This window comes from Pseudomonas sp. PA27(2017), from assembly GCF_001945445.1.
GTDB lineage: Bacteria > Pseudomonadota > Gammaproteobacteria > Pseudomonadales > Pseudomonadaceae > Aquipseudomonas.
In genome coordinates this window covers 9,977-33,186 of record NZ_MSXW01000015.1, presented here as the reverse complement: position 1 = coordinate 33,186, position 23,210 = coordinate 9,977, and the positions used below count along the sequence as shown (strand labels likewise).

General features: G+C 61.7%; 12 protein-coding genes. All 12 read left to right on the top strand.

What is annotated here, in order from left to right:
- Nucleotides 1-112 precede the first annotated feature (112 nt).
- Genes BVH06_RS07495 through BVH06_RS07440 form a run of 12 tightly spaced genes read left to right on the top strand, consistent with a single transcriptional unit; the run spans nucleotide 113 to nucleotide 23,182 of the window.
- Entirely contained in the window at nucleotides 113-6,607 is a 6,495-nt protein-coding gene (locus BVH06_RS07495; protein WP_075933660.1) for a non-ribosomal peptide synthetase, read from the top strand.
- 36 nt (nucleotides 6,608-6,643) lie between these two features.
- Nucleotides 6,644-12,100 (top strand): non-ribosomal peptide synthetase, encoded by a 5,457-nt coding sequence (locus BVH06_RS07490; protein ID WP_075933659.1) that lies wholly within the window; start codon nucleotides 6,644-6,646, stop codon nucleotides 12,098-12,100.
- A gap of 58 nt (nucleotides 12,101-12,158) precedes the next feature.
- A complete protein-coding gene (locus tag BVH06_RS07485) occupies nucleotides 12,159-13,280 on the top strand; it encodes a hypothetical protein (protein WP_075933658.1) in 1,122 nt (373 codons plus the stop codon).
- Nucleotides 13,277-14,341, top strand: a complete 1,065-nt coding sequence (locus BVH06_RS07480; protein WP_256575146.1) for a class I SAM-dependent methyltransferase — start codon at nucleotides 13,277-13,279, stop codon at nucleotides 14,339-14,341. The genes BVH06_RS07485 and BVH06_RS07480 overlap by 4 nt, the downstream gene beginning before the upstream one ends.
- Entirely contained in the window at nucleotides 14,338-16,056 is a 1,719-nt protein-coding gene (locus tag BVH06_RS07475) for a class I SAM-dependent methyltransferase (protein ID WP_075933657.1), read from the top strand. Before BVH06_RS07480 ends, BVH06_RS07475 begins: the two co-directional genes overlap by 4 nt.
- Nucleotides 16,053-17,237 (top strand): cytochrome P450, encoded by a 1,185-nt coding sequence (locus BVH06_RS07470; RefSeq protein ID WP_075933656.1) that lies wholly within the window; start codon nucleotides 16,053-16,055, stop codon nucleotides 17,235-17,237. Before BVH06_RS07475 ends, BVH06_RS07470 begins: the two co-directional genes overlap by 4 nt.
- Complete coding sequence (locus tag BVH06_RS07465) at nucleotides 17,234-18,379, top strand: Gfo/Idh/MocA family oxidoreductase (RefSeq protein ID WP_256575145.1); 1,146 nt, start codon at nucleotides 17,234-17,236, stop codon at nucleotides 18,377-18,379. Before BVH06_RS07470 ends, BVH06_RS07465 begins: the two co-directional genes overlap by 4 nt.
- Nucleotides 18,376-19,110 carry a VOC family protein gene (locus BVH06_RS07460; protein ID WP_075933655.1) on the top strand — a complete coding sequence of 245 codons (735 nt, stop codon included), beginning with the start codon at nucleotides 18,376-18,378 and terminating at the stop codon, nucleotides 19,108-19,110. Before BVH06_RS07465 ends, BVH06_RS07460 begins: the two co-directional genes overlap by 4 nt.
- Nucleotides 19,103-20,710 (top strand): (2,3-dihydroxybenzoyl)adenylate synthase, encoded by a 1,608-nt coding sequence (locus BVH06_RS07455; protein ID WP_075933654.1) that lies wholly within the window; start codon nucleotides 19,103-19,105, stop codon nucleotides 20,708-20,710. The genes BVH06_RS07460 and BVH06_RS07455 overlap by 8 nt, the downstream gene beginning before the upstream one ends.
- Entirely contained in the window at nucleotides 20,704-21,450 is a 747-nt protein-coding gene (locus BVH06_RS07450; RefSeq protein ID WP_075933653.1) for a thioesterase II family protein, read from the top strand. Before BVH06_RS07455 ends, BVH06_RS07450 begins: the two co-directional genes overlap by 7 nt.
- Nucleotides 21,447-21,752 (top strand): isochorismate lyase, encoded by a 306-nt coding sequence (locus BVH06_RS07445; protein WP_075933652.1) that lies wholly within the window; start codon nucleotides 21,447-21,449, stop codon nucleotides 21,750-21,752. The genes BVH06_RS07450 and BVH06_RS07445 overlap by 4 nt, the downstream gene beginning before the upstream one ends.
- Nucleotides 21,749-23,182: an isochorismate synthase gene (locus BVH06_RS07440; RefSeq protein ID WP_075933651.1), complete on the top strand. Its 1,434-nt coding sequence runs from the start codon at nucleotides 21,749-21,751 to the stop codon at nucleotides 23,180-23,182. Before BVH06_RS07445 ends, BVH06_RS07440 begins: the two co-directional genes overlap by 4 nt.
- The last annotated feature ends 28 nt before the right edge of the window (nucleotides 23,183-23,210 follow it).

The window sequence follows — 23,210 nt, the reverse complement described above, 5'->3', positions numbered from 1 at the left end:
GTCAAGAACGACCTGATCCGGGCAGTGACAGTAACGATAAGGATTATCATTTGAGAGCTTTCTGATTCCCGGCCTCTCCGGCCTGGTCGCCACTACACGAGAAGACGTGACCATGACCGTTTCGCCCAACACCCTGCAACAGCTGCTGCGTGATGACTTGTCCCAAGCGCTCGATCTGCCAGCCGAGGACATTCCAGCCCAGACCAACCTGATCGAACTTGGCCTGGACTCGGTGACCATGATCCGTCTAGCCGGCCAATGGCGCAGGCAGGGGGTGAATGCACGCTTTGCCGACCTGATCGCCGAGCCCACTCTGGCGGCCTGGCTTGACGTCCTGTCGTGCTCAGCATCTCAGGAAGCAACGGCATCAGAACCAAGCGCTGACACCTCACAGGAGGATTTCGCGCTGGCTCCCATGCAATACGCTTACTGGATTGGTCGCCAACCCGACCAACCGCTGGGGGCCGTCGCTGCACACTTCTACAACGAATTCGATGGTCAAAGCGTGAATCCGCAGCGCCTGCAGCAAGCCCTCCGCGATGTACTGCAGCGCCATGACATGCTACGTGCAGTGTTCCAGGCCGATGGCCGTCAGCGCATCGAGGCTAACCGACTGGCCAAGAACCTGGTGGTTCATGACCTGCGTGACCTGACTATAGAACAAGCTCAGAAGCGCCTCGACCAGTTACGTGCCAGTCTCTCGCACCGTCAACTGGATGTCGCTCATGGCGAAGTATTCGATATTCAACTGAGCCTGCTACCCGACAGTCTGCGCACAGGCGGCACACGCCTGCACCTGAATCTCGACATGCTGGCCGCCGATGCGTTGAGCCTGCGGGTCATATTGGCCGATCTGGCCAACCTCTACCGTGGTGAGCCACTCGAACCGCTGAACTACAGCTACCGCTGTTACCTGCAGCAGCAAGCCGGCCGACAACATGACGCGCAGTGGCAGGCGCGTACCCAGGCTGATCGCGACTGGTGGCTGGAGCGTATTGCACAGTTGCCTCTGCCCCCTCGCCTCCCCCTGCAGACGAATCATTGCGACAGTACCCAGGTGGTGCGTCGACATTACTGGCTACGCCCGGAACAGCGCGAGGCGTTCGAGAACCATGCAAGGGAAAACGGCCTGACCACAGCGATGGCCCTGGCCACCGTATTCTGTGAGGCACTGGCCACCTGGAGCGAAAGTCCCGATTTTCTGCTCAATCTGCCGTTGTTCGACCGCAACCCCTGGCATGCGGACGTCGATCGCCTGGTCGGCGACTTCACTTCCTCCATCTTGCTGGCCTGGGAGGGTACTCATAAAGGTCACTTCGCGGCGCGCGCCATGGCCTTGCAACAGCGCTTTCACGCCGATGTTCAACACGCCAGCTTCAGTGGACTACAGGTGTTGCGCGAACTATCGCGAGAACGTGGCGAGCAGGTACTGGCGCCGGTGGTCTACACCAGCGCGCTGGGACTGGGTGACCTGTTTCCGGCCGGCGTCAACGAAACCTTCGGCACGGCCAGCTGGATAGTATCGCAAGGCCCGCAGGTCTGGCTCGACGCCCAGGTCACCGAGCTGAACGAAGGTTTGCTGGTCAATCTCGATGCACGCGAAGCTCTATTTTGCGAGGGTGTGCTGGATGGGCTTTTCAGTGCTTACAGCGGTCTGTTACTGCGCCTGTGCGAATCAGCCTCTGCCTGGCATGACCCCGTACCTGGCCTGGCTCCAGTCGCACAATTGCAGTGCCGTGCAAAGCATCAGGGGCACGTGGTCGCACTGCCCAGCGAACGCCTGCACGACCGTTTTTTCAGCATCGCCCGCGAATACCCGCAGCGACCGGCACTACTGCTACACGACGCCGGCGCCATGAGTTATGGCGAGCTGGCTCGCCGTGCCTTGCACGTCGCCGCCTACCTGCGCGAGCAGGGAGTCGAACATAACGATGTGGTTGCCCTGCAATTGCCCAAAGGGCCCGATCAGATCATCGCCGTACTGGGCATTCTTGCCTGCAGCGCGACCTACCTGCCCATCGGCGCCGATCAGCCCGCTGCCCGCCGAGACTTTATATGTAGAGCCGCTGGCGCACGCTTGTTGCTCGAAGCCTTGCCCACGCACTCAACCGCCTTGCCGCAACCGCTTCCCGGCGCCCCGGACGATCTCGCTTACATCCTCTACACCTCGGGTTCCACCGGACAACCCAAAGGCGTCGAGATCAGCCACCGAGCCGCACTCAATACCCTCTTCGATCTACAGCGCAGGCTACAGATCGATGAACACGACCGAACCCTGGCGCTTTCCGCCCTGGAATTCGATCTGTCGGTGTTCGACATCTTCGCTGCACTGGGTAGCGGTGCTGCCGTGATCTGCGTGGGTGCCGACCACGGTCGTGATGCTGCGCATTGGCTGGAGCTGATGGAGGCACACCAGGCCACGCTGCTCAACTGCGTGCCGGCGCTTCTGGACATGCTACTCAGCGCCAGCGCACCTGAGCATTCTCTAAGCCTGCGGGCCGTATTGCTTGGCGGTGACCGTATCGATCCGCAACTGGCTCCCAGACTCTGGCAACGGGCACCTTCCTGCCGTTTCATGGCCTTGGGGGGGGCCACAGAGGCCGCTATTCACTCCACCTTGTACGAATTGCCTGCCGGGCAGCGAGCGGCGGATCAGTGGCACTGCATGCCCTACGGCAAACCCCTGGATAACGTCGCGCTGCGCGTGGTCGACTCTCACGGCAACGACTGCCCCGACTGGGTCAGCGGCGAACTGTGGATCGGTGGTGCTGGCGTTGCCCGAGGTTATCGTGGCGACACCGAACGCACGGCAGAGCGCTTTGTCGAGCATGCAGGGATGCGCTGGTACCGGAGCGGCGACAACGCCCGCTACCACCCCGACGGCACGGTCGAGTTCCTTGGTCGTAGCGACTTCCAGTTGAAGCTTCACGGCTATCGCATCGAAGCTGGTGAAGTGGAACATGCGTTGCAACAGTGCCAGGGCGTCACCCAGGCCCTGGTGCTGATGATCGGACAGAGACTGGTGGCCTGTTTGCGCATGCCTCAAGCAGGCGATATGCCTACTCAGATGGATCCGGACGAGCAGACCAGAGTGGTGGCGCAGCTTGGCAAGCTGTTGCCGGCGTACATGTTGCCGTCACGCTATCTGATCTGGACGCAATGGCCACTCACGGGCAACGGCAAGCTCGATCGTCAGGCGCTGCTTCGACAGATCGATCAGTTCGGGCTCAGTGACCCCGAGCTCAACGGTGAACCTGCCAACCCAATCGAACGTCAGGTAGCACAGGCTTGGGAACAACTGCTCGATTGCCCAGACGTTGGCCGTGAACACAATTTCTTCAGCCTGGGTGGCGACTCGCTCAGTGCAACCCGCCTGATGCGCCTGCTAGCCGACCAGGGCATCGTCAATGCCGGCCTGCCGCAACTTTATGCCACCCCGGTGCTGAAGGACTTCTGCGCATCGCTGCACAGTAGCGGTCAACGTCAAGGGCAACGGCTGATCGAGGCAGACCTGGACAATCGCCTGCTGCCGTTCCCGATGACCGAGGTGCAGCAGGCCTATTATCTAGGGCGCGATCGAAGCCTGCCTCTCGGCGGCGTGAGCTGCCACTTCTACCGCGAATACGACGTCGACGATCTGGATCTGCAACGCCTGCAGCAAGCACTCGAGCACCTGGTCGAGCGCCACGAAATGCTGCGCACCGTGTTTGAAGACGGCCAGGCACGCATACTTGCCAGCACACCCCGTCCGGTCATCGATCACCTGGAGGTAGAGGATACGCTACAGGGTTTTGCCCAACTGCGGGCCACTTACTCGGAACGGGTATTCGATCCCGCCCAGTGGCCTCTTTTCACTGTCGCCGTAGCGACCTGCGGGCGTACCAGCCGCCTGGCAATCGGCCTGGACAACCTGATCCTGGACGCATTGAGCATCCTGAATTTCTACAAGGAACTGGATCAGCTGTACCGCAAGCCGCAGGCAAACCTGCCGGTAATCAAACTATCTTTTCGCGACTACCAGCTGCAGGCCCATGCTGAGGAGCGTGAACTGGCTGCCGCGCAGGCCTACTGGCAGGAGCACCTGCCCAGCCTCCCCCAGCATCCGCAACTGCCGTTAATCTGCGATCCGGCAAAGCTCGGCGCGCCGCGCTTTGCGCGGCTCCAAGGGCACCTGCCGGCCGCCACCTGGAAGCGCCTGAGCGAACGCGCCCGTGAGCATGACCTGACCGCCTCCGCATTGCTGCTGTGCAGCTTTTGCGAAGTACTGGGGCGCTGGAGCAGCCGCGCCGACCTGACACTCAATTTGACGTTGTTCGACCGTAAACCACTGCATCCCCAGATCGACCAAGTGATGGGAGACTTCACCTCGCTAGTGCTGCTGGGCTACCGGCCCCAGCCTGGGGATAGCTGGCTGCAGCGCGCACGAACAACCCAGCTGCGGCTGGCCGAAGCGCTTGAACATCGCAGCGTGGGGGCGGTTCCGCTGCTGCGCCGCCTGGCTCAGCAGGACAGCAATGGCCAAGCCAGTATGCCCGTGGTGTTCACCAGCGCCCTGGGCGTCCCGAATGGCACCGAGGCCCCGCTCGATGGGCCATTTTCGAAACAGGTGTTTGGCCTGAGCCAGACACCGCAAGTATGGCTCGACCATCAGGTGGTGGAGGCGCGCGGCGGCCTCGACTTCAACTGGGACTATGTCGTTGGCTTGTTCCCCGAAGGCCTGCCGGACAGCATGTTCGCGGCCTACCTGGCCGCACTGGAGCAATTAGCCGATCGCGACTGGCACTGCCCTCCCGCTGATTTACTGCCTGGTTACCAACAACAGGCCCGAGCCGAGAGTAATCGTGAGCAACAGCCGGTCGCCGGTGATCCGTTGCTGCATCAAGGCTTTTTTTCCCAGGCGTTGGCGCAGCCCGGTGCTGCGGCACTCTTGGGCGAGCAAAACGTCACTTATGCAGCGCTATCGCTCCAGGCCCTACGTATCGCTCGGCTGCTTCAGCAGCATGGCGTCCAGCCGGGTGACCTAGTCGCAGTCTCGCTGCCGCGCGGCCCACTGCAGGTTGCTAGCGTGCTGGGCATTCTGGCCTGCGGCGGTGCTTATCTACCGATCGGCATCGACCAGCCAGACATACGTGTCGTTCAGATACTGCAACGCTCCGGAGCGCGTCTGCGCCTGGCTAAAAAGGCGCTGGCACAGGTTCAAACGATACACCTCGATCCATGTATGGCCGATGCTTGCCCCCCCCTCGAAAAGCCTGTGCCGCTGTCGGCAACCTCCCTGGCCTACGTGATTTACACATCGGGATCAACCGGCGAGCCCAAAGGAGTGGAAATAACCCACCGGGCAGCAATGAATACCATCGCTGATATCAACCAGCGCCTTCAGACAACGCCAGCCGACCGCGCACTGGCTATTTCGGCGCTGGAGTTTGACCTGTCGGTCTATGACCTGTTCGGTCTGCTCGGCGTCGGAGCCGCAGTGGTTCTGCTCGACGAATCGCAACGCCGAGATGCACGGGCGTGGCTGGACATCCTCAGACACCACCGTGTCACGTTGTGGAACAGCGTACCGGCGCTGTTGGACATGTTGTTGCTGGCCAATGCCAATGAGCGCCAGCGACTGGACCTGCGTGCGGTTCTGCTGTCAGGTGACTGGATCGGCATGGATCTGCCAGGGCGCCTGCATGAACAGGTTCCGGGTTGTCGCTTCATCAGCCTGGGTGGTGCTACCGAGGCGGCCATCTGGTCCAACTGGTACGAAGTCGCTGAGCCACTGGCTGGATGGGATTCCATTCCTTATGGCCGGCCACTGCGCAATCAGGCCTACCGAGTAGTCGACAACCAGGGCCGTGACTGCCCGGACTGGGTAGCTGGCGAACTGTGGATCGGCGGCGCTGGCGTGGCATTGGGTTACCGCAATGCCGCCGAATTGACAGCTGAACGTTTCATCGGAGGCTGGTACCGCACCGGCGATATGGGCCGCTACCGCCCGGGTGCCATTCTGGAGTTCCTTGGCCGCACCGACACGCAGGTCAAGGTACGCGGGCACCGTATCGAGCTGGGAGAAATCGAGGCGGCACTACAACGCCATTCGCAGGTCGGTCGCGCCGTGGTCTTGCTGGCCAGACCCGGTCGTTTGCTGGCAGCCGTCACCAGTGCTCATGAGGGTAGAGAGCTGGCCGTGCAACTGGCGGATCACCTGCGCCAGCACCTACCCACCTACATGCAGCCCGAGCACATCGAAGTGATGCTGCAACTGCCGCTCAACAGTAACGGCAAAGTGGATCGCCGCGCCCTGCTCGCCCACCTGCAGGCCACCAGCTCGACGGCTGTAGACAACGTACAGGAGGCGCCGCTGGATGCGTACGAACAGCAGGTAGCGGATATCTGGCGGGAGTTGCTGCAGGTGGCACACATCAACCGGCACGACAACTTCTTCCGCCTCGGTGGCGACAGTCTGCTGGCCACCCGGTTTCTCGAAAGTCTGCGTAGCCAGCACGCCGTAGATCTGCCCATGGGGGCACTTTTCGATGCGGCCACCCTGAACGACGTGGCACGCCACGTCGCCCAGCAGGCTCAGCGCGATCAGCTTCAGGAAGGCGTCATCTAAGTCTCTCACTCACGTTTCACAGCAAGCGAGTACACCATGTCAGCCGTCAAGTTGATCACCGAACTCCGCGCCATGGGCGTAGAACTCTGGCCGCAGCAGGGCCAACTGAAATACCGAGCGGCCCCCGGCCTGCTGGAGGAGGAGCACTTCCAGCGGCTGCGTCAGCACAAAGAGCAGATTCTCGAACTGTTGCAACAGGACAGCGTCAGCGTCCAGGCAGCGCCGCAAGACGCCGGTGAACCGTTTCCGCTGACCGATGTGCAGCGTGCTTATCTGCTGGGGCGCGAAGCATCCTTCGGCCACGGCAACGTCGCCTGCCATGGTTACCTGGAACTGAGCTGGCCGCGCCTGCAGCCAGTGGCGGTGCAGCGGGCGTGGAATCGCCTGATAGAGCGCCACGGCATGCTGCGCGCGGTGATATCGGCGCAGGGCTCGCAGCGCGTACTGGATCAAGTGCCCGAATACCAAGTGCAAACCCTTGATTTGCGTGGTCAGTGCGCCGAGGAACAGACTCAGAGCCTCGAAACCCTTCGCCAGAGCATGTCGCATAAGGTCTACCCAACCGAGCAATGGCCGCTGTTCGAACTGCGCCTGAGCCAGACCGAACAGCGCGATACACTGCACTTCTCCATGGACTCGCTGCTGGCAGATTGGGCCAGCGCACAGATTCTGTTCAGCGAGCTGGAGCAACTGATCGTTGCTGCTGATACCCCGCTGCCAGACTTACAGATCAGCTTCCGCGACTACCTGCTTGCTGAACGTAAGCTGCTACAGGGCAGCCGCTTTCAGCGCGATCGCGAGTACTGGATGGCCCGGGTGGATCAGTTTCCTGCGGCTCCGTGCCTGCCTGTTCCATTGGGCCAGAACGAACAGCCGGCGCGCTTTCGTCGTTACCCCGCGAACTTGCCGGCCAGCCAGTGGCAAGCATTACGTCAGGCCGCAGGCGAACGAGGACTGACTCCTTCGGTGACGGTGCTCGCCGCTTATGCCAGCGTTCTGCAGCGCTGGAGCGAGCAGCCCGAGTTTACCCTCAACGTCACCTTGCTCAACCGCATGCCGCTGCACGCACAGGTCAACCAGCTGGTTGGCGATTTCACCTCGGTGAGCTTGCTGCACGTGGCAACACATGGCGAGTATGGTTTTGTCGAACAGGCTCGAGAGATAGGCGCGCGCCTGTTCAACGACCTTGAGCACCGGCTGTTCTCCGGTATCCAACTGATGCGCGAAATCGGTCGACGCCACGGCCGTGAAGCCGGCGCTATGCCCGTGGTGTTCACCAGCGCCATCGGCCTAGGGGCCACCTCACTGCCAGGCAGTCAGCGTACCCTGGGCTATGGCATCACGCAGACGCCTCAGGTGACCCTCGATTGTCAGGTGATGGACGATGCCGACGGCCTGCATATCCATTGGGACGTGCGCCAAGGCGTATTCCCCGACGGTCTGATCGAGGACATGCTGAACGCCTTTTCCAGAAGCTTGCAGGCCCTTGCCGATACGCCCGAAGCTTGGCAATCGCCCCTGCTCGCACACCTGCCAGACTGGCAGCAGGCGGAACGCGACAGCGCGAATGCCACCTGCGCGCCCCTGCCCTCAGGACTGCTGCATGAGTGCCTACCCGTGCTGGCATTGGAGCGTCCCGACGACGTTGCACTGATTGCCAGCGATGGTCAACTGACCTGGTCAGAGCTGTACCAGCAGGCGATTAACCTGGCAGCCTGCTTGCAGAACGCCGGCTGCCATGTGCACGAGCCAATCGCCATCTTGCTCGACAAGGGTATAGAACAGGTGATCGCCGTCTATGGCACCTTGCTGGCGGGCTGTGCCTACCTGCCAATCGACCCTGCTATGCCCTGCGCCCGTCGCAACCGCGTGTTGAACAGCGCCGGTGTACGCCTGGCCGTTGCGGGCCGACACCCATTGAGCAGCGAGTTGCCCGAAGCAGTCACGCTGTTGTGCCTCGACCAGTTGCCGGATGCACAAAGCTATCAGCCAATAGACCTGCATGCAGAGGATCTGGCCTACGTGATCTATACCTCGGGCTCCACCGGCGAGCCTAAAGGCGTGATGGTGTCCCACCGAGCGGCCGTCAACACCGTGCAGGACATCAATCGGCGTTTTGCCGTCAACGCGCAGGAGCGCATTCTCGGCCTCGCCAGACTGAGCTTCGACCTGTCGGTCTATGACCTGTTCGGTGCACTCGACGCCGGCGCCACGCTGATCCTGCCAGACCCTGCCCGTGGAGCCGACCCATCTCATTGGGCGCAGGTTATTCGCGAGCAACGTGTCACCCTCTGGAACTCGGTGCCAGCGCAGATGCAGATGCTCAGCGACTACCTGCGCCGTGAAGGCGACTCAGGGGCCGCAAGCAGCTTGCGCCTGGGACTGCTTTCCGGCGACTGGATCCCACTCAACCTCCCGGCCAGCGTGCAGTCGCTGCTGCCCGAATTGCAACTGATCAGTCTCGGCGGCGCGACGGAAGCCGCTATCTGGTCCAACTACCATCGCATCGTCACGGTCGACCCAAGCTGGCGCAGCATTCCCTATGGCAAGCCCTTGAGCAACCAAGGCTTTCGTGTGTTGGACAGCCAGTGGCGCGACGCCCCGACATGGGTCGCCGGCGAGCTGTTCATCACCGGTACAGGGCTCGCCGACGGCTACCTGGGTGACGAGGCGCTGAGTGCACAGCGCTTTTTCCCTCACCCTGTCGACGGCCAGCGTCTGTACCGCACCGGCGACCGCGCACGCTACCTCCCGGGCGGCGAACTGGAGTTTCTCGGTCGCGACGACGGCCAGGTGAAGATTCGCGGTTACCGCGTCGAACTGGGTGAAGTCGAATCGGCATTGCTTGAACACCAGGATGTGGAAACTGCCGTCAGCCTGTTGACTACGGGCGATAACGGCGAGCGTAGCCTGCTGGCATTCGTCACCCCGGCCAGCACCAGGCCCGGTGAAGTCGACCGGCAAGCCTTGGTGACGGCGGCGACACGTTATGCAGACCGCCAGGTTCCTGAGTTCACTCATCAACAGGTGATGGCCTATCGCGACGGTCTGCATCAGGCCGCTCTGGCTAACTTGCTGCAGGTGATGCAACAGGTCGGACTGTTCCAGACAGCGGACGTCGATGTGAATGACAGCCAAGTCATCGCAGCGCTGCAGACCAGCGAGCGCCATCACTGGCTGGTACGCCGCTGGTTGCAGCTGCTGTGTGACGCCGGCTGGCTGCAGCGCAACCCTGCAACCGGCGGTTACCGCTCCCAGCACAAGCCGCAGGCTCCGAGCTGGGATGACCTGCAAGGTGCCGTCGAGCAGGAATTGTGCAGCCAGACTCTCCTCGACTACCTGCGTGACCATGGGCGCCAATTGCCGCAACTGCTGAGTGGCGAGGTCAACCCGTTCGACCTGCTCTTCCCCCAGGGCGATCAGAGCATGGCCCGTGCGCTATACCGTGACGATGCCATTTCACGCTACACCATCCAGGCAACCGCGGCGTTGATCAACCGCCTGGCGACGCATCACCAAGGGCCAGGTCCTCTGCGTATCATCGAGATCGGTGCAGGAACCGGCGCCACCAGCGAAAGCGTCATCCCGCTGCTCGATGGCCTGGAAGTGGACTACCTGTTCAGCGACATCACACCGATGTTTATTGCCCAGGCACGCCAGCGCTTCGCCGATTACCCCTGGGTTCGTTTTTCGGTACTGGACATCGACCAGGACATTCGCCCTCAGGGGCTGGCCAGCCATAGTGCCGATATCGTGCTGTGCGCCGGTATGCTCAACAGCGTGCAGCAGATCGACACCACACTGACGCACATCACCGAGCTTCTGGCTCCAGGTGGCTGGCTGTTGTTCACCGAGCCTGGAAGCGACTCGCCACATATCCTGCTCAGCCAGGGCTTCATGATGCAATCCGGCGAGACCAGTGCTGGCCTGCAGGACGCGCATATCTGGCAGACACGCATGACCCAGGCCGGTGGCGAATGGCTGGCACAATGGCCTGCTACCGATCACCCGCTGGCACAGCTGGGCAGCCATTTGTATGCCGTGCGCTTCAAGAGCTCACGCAAACGCCTGCTGCCCGAGCCCCTGCGCCAGCACCTGAACAGCCGTCTGCCCGATTACATGGTGCCCGCGCACATACAGATACTCGATCAGATGCCGCTGACCACCAACGGCAAGGTCGATCGCAAGCGCCTGGCAGGCTGGCGCCCAGCCATCGATACACTGAACGATGACGCCCCCCAGGACGTTCTGGACCCGCTCGCAGCCCAGTTATGCGCCATGTGGGCCGAGGCACTGGGCATCGAACGTATCGGCACCGAAGACAATTTTTTCGACAAGGGTGCTGACTCGTTGATATTGGCCATGGTCGCCGGGCGCCTTCGCGAAGAAGTCAGCCAGGCACAGGCCTTCACCTACGACAGCCTGCTGCGACAGATGCTCAATGAACCTACCGTAGCTGCTCTGCAACGGCGCCTGCAAGGTGGCGAAAGCCTGCAAATGCAAACGATGTCCTTGCAGCCTGACCAGGGTCGTCGCACCGGTAGCAATGCCCTTCTGGTGCCTTTCGGTGGTGGCGATCAGGGGCCATTACGGGTGATGTTCCATGCGGCTCTGGGTACCCTCGACTACTTCCAGCACCTTGGCCAGGCGCTGGCTCAGCAGCAGGTCGGCCCCGTGGTGGGCATTGCCGTGGCGGATACCGAGCAGTACCTTGCCCACGCCCCGCACCAGCTCATCGAGCGCGTAGCCGACGACTACGCCCAGCGGCTGCTCGACGAAGGCCACAGCCGCTTTCAGCTGATCGGCTACTGCCTTGGCGGGCTCCTTGCGACCGAGGTGGCCCGACGCCTCAGTGAACGAGGCGCCGAGGTGCTGGACCTGAGCCTGATCGACAGCATTCCCATGTTTATCGACACCGATGAAGAGCTAGCCTACGAGGCGATTTTCGTCCCCAACCTCAACCTCGACCCAGTCAAGGCCGTGTTTGGCGAACAGGTGCGCGACGACGACGTCTACCGTGCCATCGAACTGCTGATGGACAATCCCGGCCGACAGGTAGCACAAGGTGCCATGGCCGCTCTGCAGGGCGATGCCGGGCTGCAGGCCGTCGCTCAGGCAGTGCGCCAGCGCAGTGCGTTGAGCCAGGCGCAACGGCTGGCCCACTATGCCGAACTGGCCAGCGGCCAGGCAGGTGTGCCGATCAGTGCGGAACTCATTCCGACGTTGTTCAACGTCTGTCGGCACAGTATGCGCGCGGCACGTTTCGATCCGCCGCCTTACTTGGGCAATATCACCTACCTGCGCTGTCTGGAACAGCAGTCATTCGGGATTACAGCCGGTGTCGGACACCTCTCTGCGCCCTTCTGGGAGCAGGTCTGCCTGGGCGATTTCCGCCTGATCGACGTGCCTGGCAATCACTTCAGCGTGATCGAACCGCCTCACGTCAAGCTGGTGACCGAGCATCTGCTCCAGGCGCTGGAGGCCCGCGCATGAGCCCGGTTCTGCAACTATCGCCAGCGGCTGCGTGCCGTGCCAACTCGCAGGCGTAGCCATGCTGATCGCAATCCTCGGTGCGAGCGGTGATATCGGCCATGCTGTGGCCCTGGCCTTGCTGCGCCTGGGTCATGAAAAGCTGCGACTGGGCGGTCGTGATGCGAAACGCGGCCAGCGGAGCGTCGCCAGGTTGCAAGAGCGCTTCACCACGGTACAGGTGCATTGGCAGGTTGCGGATGCCGAGCAGCCAGCCAGCCTGGCTGCCTTCGCACATGGCTGTGCCCTGCTGGTCAACTGTGCTGGGCCGGCTTGGCAGATCGCCGACAAGGTCGCCCGCGCCGCAGAGTTGGCGAACTGCGATTACCTCGATGTAGCCGCCGATAGCAGCTTGCTCGAGAGGCTCGATGATCGGCAATGGCAACGACGCGGACGTCGCGCTCTGCTGGGCGCCGGTCTCATGCCCGGCCTTACTGGATGGCTGCCACGATGGCTGGTCGCCCAGGAACTGACTCGCGTCGTTCGGTTGAACAGCTACCTCGGAGTACGTGCCTTCTTTACCGAGGTGGCGGCCAACGATTTCCTGCACAGTGCCGTAAGCGGTGATAACGAGGCGCTTGCGGCATGGCGCGGACGGCGCTGCAGCCGTGTACTGACACGCCGGGACAATCCCGGATTGCCTGGCTTCCCTCCGCGTTCACGGCTGTTGCCCGCTCTCGATCAAGAAGCCGAGCGACTGGCGCGCGACCTGCAACTCGAGCAAGGCAATTGGTACAGCGTGATCGAAGACGGATATGTGCTGGCGGCTCTGGATCAAGCCCACGCCCGACCTCGCAATGAGGCGGTCAAGGCACTGTGCGAGGCAAGTCGCCTGGACCTATCGGGCCGAGACGAGTTCGTCAGCTTTCTGCTGGTTGTAAGCGGCTGGAAAGATGAGTCTCCCATGGCGCGTAGCCTGCTCCTGAATGGCAGCAGCAATGCTGCGCTGAGTGGTGCATTCGCCGCGGTAACCGCACTGGCCATGATCGAGCATAGCTTACCGTCGGGATGTCATCTGGCCGCTGAGATCCTGCCAGTCAAAGGCTCACTGGAACGTCTGCTACAGACCGGCGCCTGCCAAGCACCACGCCTTACGGCTAATGCGCTCGACGAGCCTCAGCCTGTCGAGGAGGGTTGCCTGTGAGCGCATCAGGTTCGAACGAGACTCTGCACGGGCGTGACGCACTGGGTCAGCTCGACAATTTAAGCCTGCAGGTCATGGGTGACATACTGCAACGCGAGGGCGCCCTGCCAGTGTCTGGCAGTTGCACCCAGGCAGAGGTAGTGGAGCGGCTGCAGGTGGCGCCGCGGCATGCCTGGATCATCGAACGCTGGTTGCTGGCACTGCAGCGTCACGGCCACCTGCAGCGCGACAGCGATGGCTATGCCTGGATCGACCCGCCCCACGCACCACAGCTGATCCAGCTTGAGCAGCTCTATCCACAATTGGGTTTTGACGCACAGATGGCTGGGTTACACCAGCAAGTCATCGCGCAACTACCCGCTCTGCTCGCCGACCGCCTGACGCTTACTCAGATGCTGCTGACCGGCAACGATCCGGTCGCGGCCCTGGGTCGCTACCAATGCAACCTATTCACTGCCTCGCTCAATCAGTTATGTGCCGAGTACGCCGTTGGCTTCGCCACCGAAGGATCGCCGCTGAGAGTTCTGGAGCTGGGCGGTGGCGCCGCAACGCTGACTCAGGTTCTGATCGAGCATCTTGACGGACATTCTCTGAATTATCACTTCACCGACTTGAGCTCCCTTTTCACCTCGGCGGCCAGACGACGTTTTCGCCTGGAGCCTGGATTCGAGGTTAGCGTGCTGGATATCGATATCGCTTTCGACCAGCAGCAGGTCGCACACGCCGGCCATGACCTGGTCGTGGCAGGCAACGTCCTGCACAACGCAGCCGACCCGCTGCTCACCCTGCGCCATATCCACGCGTGCCTGCGTCCCGGCGGCATGCTGCTGTTCACCGAGTCGATCGAGGACAACCTCGCCATGCTCACCTTCATGCACCTGCTCCTGTCACCACCGGCACAGGCCCCACAACGGCGTCGAAGTGACGTATTCCTCGATACGACGCGGTGGAACGAAGCGCTGCGCTGCGCAGGCTTTCAGGTGATCGGCTGTTATCCCGACGACGAACACCCGCTGGCACAGGGCGGACAACGACTGTTCCATGCCCGGAGACCCCAATGAAACATGTCATCGACCTGATGTGCACCGCCCTGCCCCGTTTACCGGATGGCTGGCAGCTGCCGCCGGATGATTGTCGACTGCTCGACTGCAACAGCCCTGGCCGACTGCTCGCCACCTTGGAGCGCAGGCAGCCACTCTGTGCACTGCTCAGTGCGACGCAATTACTCGACTTGCTGGATTTTGCCGGACTGCCGCTGGCCGACCTCGGTGCGCTGCAACGCCTGATCGTGGTCAGCGAAGAGGCCGACATCGATCTGAACCCGCTCAGCGAGCGTGCAAGCCGGCTGCTGGGGTGCCAGGTTGACGGTTTGGTCGTGCCGAGCGCGCAACAACGTCACCAAGAGTACAGAGCTGAAGACCCGCGAGGCTCATTGCAGCGCGCACTCGCACACCCACAAGTGAGTGCCGCGGCACTCTGCGGCAACACTTTGCATGTGGTGGCTACAGGCGTGCCTGGAGGACAGGTCGAATCCGGCCTGGCTGCAGTGGCCGAGGCAGTCGACAGTCGTTTCAACGCGGCGAACGTGGAACAGGCCGTGCACCTCAGCGAACGACTGGAAGCCACAGCGCTGCTTTCGATGCTGGCGGGTCTGCAGGCCTGCGGTCTGCTACCCGTGCCGCAGTCAGACTGCGTACGTCATCTGCGCGCAGGGGGTATCGCGGACCGACAGCTCAAGCTGATCCGTCGCTGGCTGCAGGTTTTGCAACATGAAGGACTTTTGCTCGCCAGGGATGGGTTACTACAGGCGAACGTGCCCGCAGATCAATGGTCAGCAGCCGCTCTCGACGCAGCCTGGCAAGAGTTGGAGGAGGACTGGCACCGTAATACCGGAGGTGCAGGAACCCTCGAATACGCCCGTGAAAACGCTGCTCATCTTCCCGCACTTATGCGCGGTGAAGTGGACGCTGTCCACCTACTGTTTCCTGAAGGACGCACCGAGCGGGCTGCGGCCTTGTACCGTGAAAGCCATGCAGCCCAGTATCAGCATGCTGCGCTTGCCGAGTGGGTAGCGCACTGGGCAGAAGAACGCCCTAGCGGCTGCACTGCTCGGGTTCTGGAAGTCGGCGCCGGAACCGGCTCAACCACCGAGCATGTACTTCCTCGTCTGGAGGGGCATTCCATCGACTACCTGTGCACGGATGTATCACGCTTCTTCAACGCGCAGGCTCGCGAAACACTCAGAGCCTGGCCCTGGGTTCGCCAGGCTACCTTCAATATCGACAAACCGGCGCTCCTGCAAGGATATGCCACTCAGGACTGGGACCTGATCATCGCCGGCGGCGTGCTCAATGCCGCCCGGGATACCGACACTACCCTGGCCATTCTGCTCAGCCTGCTCAAGCCAGGCGGCTGGCTGGTGTTCAGCGAACCTACTCGGGAGGCTTACTGGGTCATGGCTTCCCAAGCATTCATGCTCGAACCTGCCAGCGACGAACGCCAGAACAACCTAAGCACCTTCCTCAATCTGCCGCAGTGGCGCAGCGCACTACAGCGCGCCGGCTTCGATGACGGCGGCAGCCTGCCTACAGCACAGCACCCTCTCACCCCCCTCGGTCATCGCCTGTTCGTTGCCCGGGCACCACTCGCACGGCTAAGCCGCGAGGCCCTGGCCACGTGGCTGAACGATGCAGAACTGAATATAGAACTGCCCGATCGTCTTGACGACACCGCCAACATGCAGCAACGCCCCAGTCATCTCAAGGAGCAGGCATGAATCAGCAATGCCCCGTCGCGTACCCGTTCAACCGTTTCACCACACTGGATCTGGCCGGCCCCTATAAGGCTGCGCTGGCGCAACCTGGTCTGCTTCGTATTCAGATGCCGTTTGGTACACCCGCCTGGTTGGCTACCCGCAACGAAGAAGTCCGTCTGGTGCTTGCCGAGCGACGCTTCAGCCGTGCCGAGGCCTTCCGCCACGAAGACAGCCCCCGGGCGTTTTCGCGCATCGCCGGGGGCATTGTCACCATGGATCCGCCTCATCTGAACCGACTTCGCTCTGTTGCCGCTCAGGCTTTTACCCGGCGCCGGGTGGAGGCCTTACGCCCGGCCGTGCGTGCCCACGCGCTGCGCCTCATCGAAGCGATGCAACAGGCCGGACGCTCTGCAGATCTGGTCGAGGCCTTCGCCCTGCCTCTGCCGATTGCACTGATCTGCGAACTGCTCGGCGTACCCGAGCAGGATCACAACCTGTTCAAGGCGTGGAGCGACCTGCTGCTGTCCACTGAGAATCTAGAGCCGCACGTTCTGCAGGGTGCTCAACGAGACATGGCGAGCTACATCATGGGACTGATCAGCGCACGTCGAGAGACGCCGCGTGATGACTTCATGACGGCTCTGGTACAAGCCCATGAACAGGGTGAACGCCTCAGCGAGCAGGAACTGATCCTGCTGTGCATGGCCATCCTGATCGCCGGTTACGAAGGGAGCGCCTCGCAGATCCCCAACTTCGTCATGGTGCTGCAGCAACATCGTGATCAATGGTTGCAACTGACAGAGCAGCCCGAGCTGATTCCGGGTGCGGTGGAAGAGCTACTGCGTTTCATACCGCTGGCCTCTGCCGCCATGTTCGTGCACTACGCTCAGGAAGACATTCAGGTTGGCCAGACCCTGGTGCGCAAAGGCGAGCCGGTTTTCGCCTCGATTGGTGCGGCCAACCATGATCCATCCGCATTCAACGAGCCGCAGCGGCTAGACCTCAAGCGCGATGCCCAGGGTCACGTTGCTTTCGGTCACGGCCTGCATCACTGCATCGGTGCCGCCCTGGCACGTGTTGAGCTGCAGGAGGCCCTGACGGCGCTAACCCGCTATCTGCCTGACCTGCGCCTGGGCTCACGTCTGGAGTGGAAGCAATCGACCTTCTTTCGTGGTGCCACCTACATGGAGGTGACCTGGTGAAAGCGGTCCCCAGAAAAGTGGTAGTCGCCGGAACGGCATTCGGTCGTATCTACCTGCAAGCCATTGCACGCTCTTCCGGTGCCTTCCAACTGGCAGGCATCCTGTCACGAGGCAATACGTATTCGCGTGCCTGTGCTGATCACTATGGCGTACCGTTATTCGAGGACGCCGATGCAGTGCCGGAAGACACCGACATTGCCTGCGTGGTCGTGCGCTCCGGTGCGACCGGCGGCCCAGGAAGCGCGCTTGCCCAGCGTCTGCTAGCGCGCGGCATTCATGTGCTACAGGAACACCCGGTGCATCACCGCGAAATCGCGGCATGTCTGCAGGCCGCACGTGCCGGCAATGCCGCCTACGCGGTCAATACTCTGTATCCCAATATCCTGGCGGTTCGCCGCTTCATTGCTGCGGCTCAGTTTCTCAAACAGGAATACGGCCTTGCCTATATCGAGGCTGCTTGCAACAGCCAGGTGGCCTATCCGCTGCTGGATATTCTCGGGCGCCTCAGTGGAGGTCTGCGTCCCTGGCACTTCGCCGAACCGGCCAATGCCAGCCGAACTGCACGCTCGCCTTGGCGCTATCTGAACGCAGAGTTCAATGGCATACCGATTGGCCTGCGTGTACAGAACCAGGTGCATCCTGGCGATCCGGACAATCACTCGCACTTACTACATCGACTCGAAGTAGGTTGTGAGGCCGGGGTGCTGAGCCTGGCCGAAACTCATGGACCGGTACTGTGGAATCCTAGACTGCATGCTGCTAGGGATATCACCGATCGCCTGATCATGGCTGGCCCAGGCAGCGAAGACCTGGCAGGTCCGACGTTGGTAACTCTGGACGATCAGTATCCTCAGTCGTACCACCAAGTATTCCGCGAGTACTGGCCTGACGCGGTCATCAGCGCCCTGGATGCGCTTTGCGCGTCTATCGATGAGCCGCGCAATCGCCTGCAAGGTGGCCGCTGGGCAACTGATGTATCACTGGCCTGGCGCGACCTCAACGGCATCATCGGCATGCCCGAGCTGATTCAGCCTGCGGTTCCTGCCTCGTTGCCGCTCACACGCCTGCAAGGCTGCATTGACCGCGTAGACCGGGTCAATAGCACGGGACAGGCGCAGTTGCTTGGAGTACTGCCATCATGACACCAGGTACTTCGCCCTCGAACTGCAGTCACGTCCTGCTGTGGGTTCGCGACCTCCATCAGGCCGTGGAGGACTTTCGCCAACAGGGTTTCGAGGTGACCTACGCCACGCCGAAACGTAGCGCCCAGCACGCTCATATCTGGTTCACCCACGGACCGATCATCGAACTGCTGACAACTCCGGCCAATGCCCGCTGGTTCAAATGGCCCATCGACTTACTCGCTGGGCGTGGTGCCGGCCGACGCATGTTGCGTTGGCCGGCACAGGGCGAAGGACTCTGTGATCTGGCGCTGTGTTGCGATGATCAGCAACTGCCACAACGCTTAAGTGAGCTGCGTCAGCACGGTGTTGCCATGGGGCGTGTCGTCAACTGGCGGCGCACCTGCGAAGACGGTCGGCAGACCCGCTTCGCTTTTGTCTACCCGCGCAATGACCGCCTGCCCTTTCTGGTCACGCCCTATCGCCCGGCTCAGCACCCCGATCGGATAACGCACAGCAACGGCGCAACCGGATTGGCCACCATTCATCTGGGCGTCAGCCTGCATGATCGGCACGCCGTGCAACGCCTGGTCGCTGACGATCCGCTCATACAACTGCATAGCGCCACCCATACCGGTTTGCTTGGCGTCGAGATCGACGGCCTTGACCGGGCGCTGGACGACGAGCGACTGCACGGCGCCCGTCTGCTTCCCGCCTCCCCTTCCAAAGCCTCAGGAGAACGACATGCTTGAAGGTTGCAACGATTGGCCGAGTGACTTTATTCAACGCTACCAGGGCGCAGGCTACTGGGCTGGAAAACCCCTGCATAGCGTGCTGAGCGATCAGGCGCAACAGACCCCTAACCGCGAAGCGCTGATCGATGGCCCCCGACGCTGGACCTATGCTCAGCTCGAACAACAAGCCCACACCCTTGCTGCCGGGCTGGCCTCACTTGGGATCGTTGCGGGTCAGCGCGTGCTGGTGCAATTGCCAAACATCGCGGAGTTCTTCAGCGTCACCTTCGCCCTACTGCGCCTGGGGGCGATTCCGGTCTTCGTCTTGCCGGCGCATCGTGAGAACGAGTTGCTGCACCTGGCGCAGATCAGTGACGCCGTTGCTTACATCACCGTGGACACTTGGTTGGGCTTCGATTACCGCCCACTGGCACGACGCTTGCGGGATCAGGTGAAGGGCATCCGTCAGATCGTGGCGGTTGGACAAGCTGAGGAGTTCACCGCACTGCAGGACTGCCTGAACCTGTCGTCCACCGCACCTACGCTGCCTCCCTCACCTCGCGAGGTTGCCGTGCTTCTACTGTCAGGTGGAACCACCGGTTTGCCCAAACTGATTCCGAGAACCCATGACGACTACCTGTGCAATGCTCGTAGGGCTGCCCAAGCCGCAGGTTTCGATGCCCAGACTCGTTACTTGGCAGCCCTGCCCGTGGCACACAACTTTCCCCTGGCGTCACCCGGCGCACTGGGTACGTTTAGCGTGGGGGGCACGGTGGTGTTGTGTCCCGAACCAAGCCCCGACACTGCCTTCGAGCTGATCGAGCGCGAACGCATCACCCATACCGCATTGATTCCGCCACTGGTACTGCTCTGGCTGGAAGCCAGGGAGTGGGATGCGCGTGATCTGAGCAGCCTGCAATGGTTGCAGGTGGGGGGCTCACGTCTGAAGGCCGAGACTGCCGCTCGCATCCAGCCACTGCTGGGCTGCAACCTGCAGCAAGTCTATGGCATGGCCGAAGGCCTACTGTGTTTCACCCCGCTGGACGCGAACCAGGCCGAGGTCTTCCAGACTCAGGGCGTGCCGTTGACCGCCGACGACGAAGTGCGCCTGGTAGACATCGAAGACCGCGATGTGGCGCCGGGTGAGGTAGGTGAGCTGCTGGTGCGTGGCCCCTACACAATTCGCGGTTATTACCGCGCCGAAGAGCACAATCAGCGTGCCTTCAGCGACGACGGATACTACCGCAGCGGTGATCTGGTCAGGCGCCTGGCCAGTGGGCTTCTGGTGGTGGAAGGCCGTATCAAGGATGTAATCAACCGCGGCGGCGAGAAAATCCCCGTCGAGGAAATTGAGAACCTGCTGCTCGCCCATCCGAGCATCGGCGATGTAGCTCTGGTCGGCCTCCCCGACGAGCTGCTCGGCGAGCGCAGTTGTGCCTGTGTGCTGCCCCGTGTCGGACAAACGCTCGACCTGCCATCAATCAACGGTTTTCTCAGCCAGCAGGGCGTGGCGTCCTACAAGCTGCCTGACCGTTTGTTACTGCTGCGTCATTTCCCACAGACGTCGCTGGGCAAGATCAACCGCAAGGCACTGGCCGAGCAGGTGGCCGCATCATGAGTATTTGGTTGCGTGCTTGGCAGCAGAGCGAGCAAGCCACGACCAGCTTGATTTGCATGCCACACGCCGGTGGTAGCGCCAGTTTCTTTCGTGACTGGCGTGATGAGCTCCCGGCGGGGATCGAACTGCTGGCAGCTCAGTATCCCGGGCGCGAAGATCGTTTTAACGAGCCGGCCTGCATTTCACTGGTGGACATGGCCCAGCATATCAGCGACGCCCTGCTGGCCAGACCCGTAAGATCCCTGCTGCTATTCGGCCACAGCATGGGCGCAGCGGTTGCCTACGAAGTTGGCCTGCGCCTGGAAGCAGCAGGACGCCCGGCCGCTCGGCTGTTCGTTTCTGCCCACCCGCCGCCTCACAGACAGCGCAGGAGCGACCTGCACCGGCAATCGGATCAGGCGCTGATAGACGACATCTGCCGCCAAGCCAGTGATACCGCCCACCTCTGGCAAAACGCCGACTTGCGACGGCTGTTCCTACCGGTGCTACGAAGCGATTACCAGGCCATCGAAACCTGGCGTAGCAACGCTCAGTCGCTGAGTACATCGATCGATGTGCTGTTGGCACGCGATGACCGGGAAGTCAGTGCCGAAGAGGCACTAGCCTGGCATGACCTGACCGAGGCAGATGCCTCGCTGCACTGGTTCGACGGTGATCATTTCTACCTCAAGCATCAGCCCGGCAAAGTCGTGCGCCACCTGCTCAGACAAATCGCCCCTACTCGAGGAACCGGTTCATGAAATCGCCACAGCAATGCACAGGCCTGCACGACATACGTCAAGGCATCGACAGCCTGGACGCGCAACTCGTCGAGCTCCTGCGCCAACGCATGCAGTATGTGCTGGCAGCGGCGGCCTTCAAACCCGATCAAGCGAGCATCGCCGCCCCTGAACGAGTCGCCAGCATGCTCGCCGAGCGGCGCGGCTGGGCAGAAGATGCCGGCCTCGATAGCAAGTTCATCCTTGGACTGTTCGGCACGATCATCCCCTGGTACATCGAGCAGCAAACCGCTCATTGGCTCAACCAGCGAGAACAGCCATGAACGGCCCTGATCGGAAATCCCTGCAAAGCGTGCTTGAGACGGCACGCGAGCAAGCCATTCGCCAGCAACGGTCAGTCCTGGCAGTCGCACGCTATGCCATGCCAGCCACTGATCTGGCTGCTATCTACGGGCAAGTCAACCACGCGAGTTTCCTGCGCAGCCAACATCCGGATCTTACCTTGCTAGGCCTGGGCTGCAGCCTGCACCTCAGTTCCAGCGGGGGCGGTGCTCTTGAGGATATTGCCGAACGCTGGGCGCAGCTCTGCGAAATTCAGAGCACCGAAACTCCTGCACTGTTGATTGGCGGAGCACGATTCGACAGCTGCAGCCCACGCAGTGAAAATTGGCAAGCCTTTGACGATGCCAGTTTTGTCCTGGCCGAATGGCTGTTCATCCAGCGAGAAGATAGCGTGAGCCTCAGCGGCCAATATGTGGTGGAGGCCGACAGCGATGTTCAGGCCATGGCCACACAAGGCTTGCAACGCTATACGTCCTGGGTGCGCGGCGTAGCTTGCGCAGCAAATAATCACACTCCGCGGATAGTAAAACGTGCATCGACCTCCCAAGCCCACTGGCAGGCAATGGTGGAGCGGCTGTTGCAACGCATCGAAACCGGTGCGCTGGAAAAGACCGTGCTGGCACGCCACGTTGACTATCAACTCCAACAACCGCTGGACAGCGCTGCGATCATCAAACAGCTGTGCCAGTCTCGACAGGCAGCCCATGTATTCGCAATTCGCCGAGGAGACGCCTGTTTTCTGGGTGCCACTCCAGAACGTTTGATCAGATCAGATCAAGGTCACCTGTTCACCCATGCACTGGCCGGTACAACTCGCCGCAGCTTGAATGCCGAGCAGGATGTGCTGTTGGGTGAGGCCCTGATCGCCAATGCCAAGGAGCGCGACGAGCACCGCCTGGTAGTCGAGCACATCACGCGCGTACTGCATGCGCACGCCTGCGATGTGCAGTACCCCGAAGCGCCAAACCTGCTGAAACTGAAGAGCGTGCAGCACTTGAGCACCCCCGTTCAGGCCTCACTGCCGGTAGGTGGCAACCTGCTGCAACTAGCAGCACGACTGCACCCCACGCCGGCAGTCGGTGGCACGCCTACTGCAGATGCGCTGGGTTTCATCCGCCAGCATGAGGGTTTTGACCGCGGTTGGTATGCCGCCCCCATCGGCTGGATCGACTCCAATGGTGATGGCGATCTGCTAGTGGCACTGCGTTCGGCTTTGCTCCGCGGCAAACACTGCCACCTGTTCGCGGGCTGCGGAATCGTTCAGGGCTCAAGCGCCGCTCTGGAATGGAGCGAGATCGACAGCAAGCTGCTCACCATGCAGCAGGCGCTTGGCCTTACCAAGCAGCCCTCGGGAAACCTGACGTCATCCAGCAGTGAGCCAAGCCCTACACCAAACTACCTCAGCGCCTGATTACCACCGTTTTCAATCGTTTTTCTAC

Bases quoted from the DNA above. Each gene is read 5' to 3' on its own strand.
- BVH06_RS07495 (WP_075933660.1), top strand. From the start codon at position 113: ATGACCGTTTCGCCCAACACCCTGCAACAGCTGCTGCGTGATGACTTG.
- BVH06_RS07490 (WP_075933659.1), top strand. From the start codon at position 6,644: ATGTCAGCCGTCAAGTTGATCACCGAACTCCGCGCCATGGGCGTAGAA.
- BVH06_RS07485 (WP_075933658.1), top strand. From the start codon at position 12,159: ATGCTGATCGCAATCCTCGGTGCGAGCGGTGATATCGGCCATGCTGTG.
- BVH06_RS07475 (WP_075933657.1), top strand. From the start codon at position 14,338: ATGAAACATGTCATCGACCTGATGTGCACCGCCCTGCCCCGTTTACCG.
- BVH06_RS07470 (WP_075933656.1), top strand. From the start codon at position 16,053: ATGAATCAGCAATGCCCCGTCGCGTACCCGTTCAACCGTTTCACCACA.
- BVH06_RS07460 (WP_075933655.1), top strand. From the start codon at position 18,376: ATGACACCAGGTACTTCGCCCTCGAACTGCAGTCACGTCCTGCTGTGG.
- BVH06_RS07455 (WP_075933654.1), top strand. From the start codon at position 19,103: ATGCTTGAAGGTTGCAACGATTGGCCGAGTGACTTTATTCAACGCTAC.
- BVH06_RS07445 (WP_075933652.1), top strand. From the start codon at position 21,447: ATGAAATCGCCACAGCAATGCACAGGCCTGCACGACATACGTCAAGGC.
- BVH06_RS07440 (WP_075933651.1), top strand. From the start codon at position 21,749: ATGAACGGCCCTGATCGGAAATCCCTGCAAAGCGTGCTTGAGACGGCA.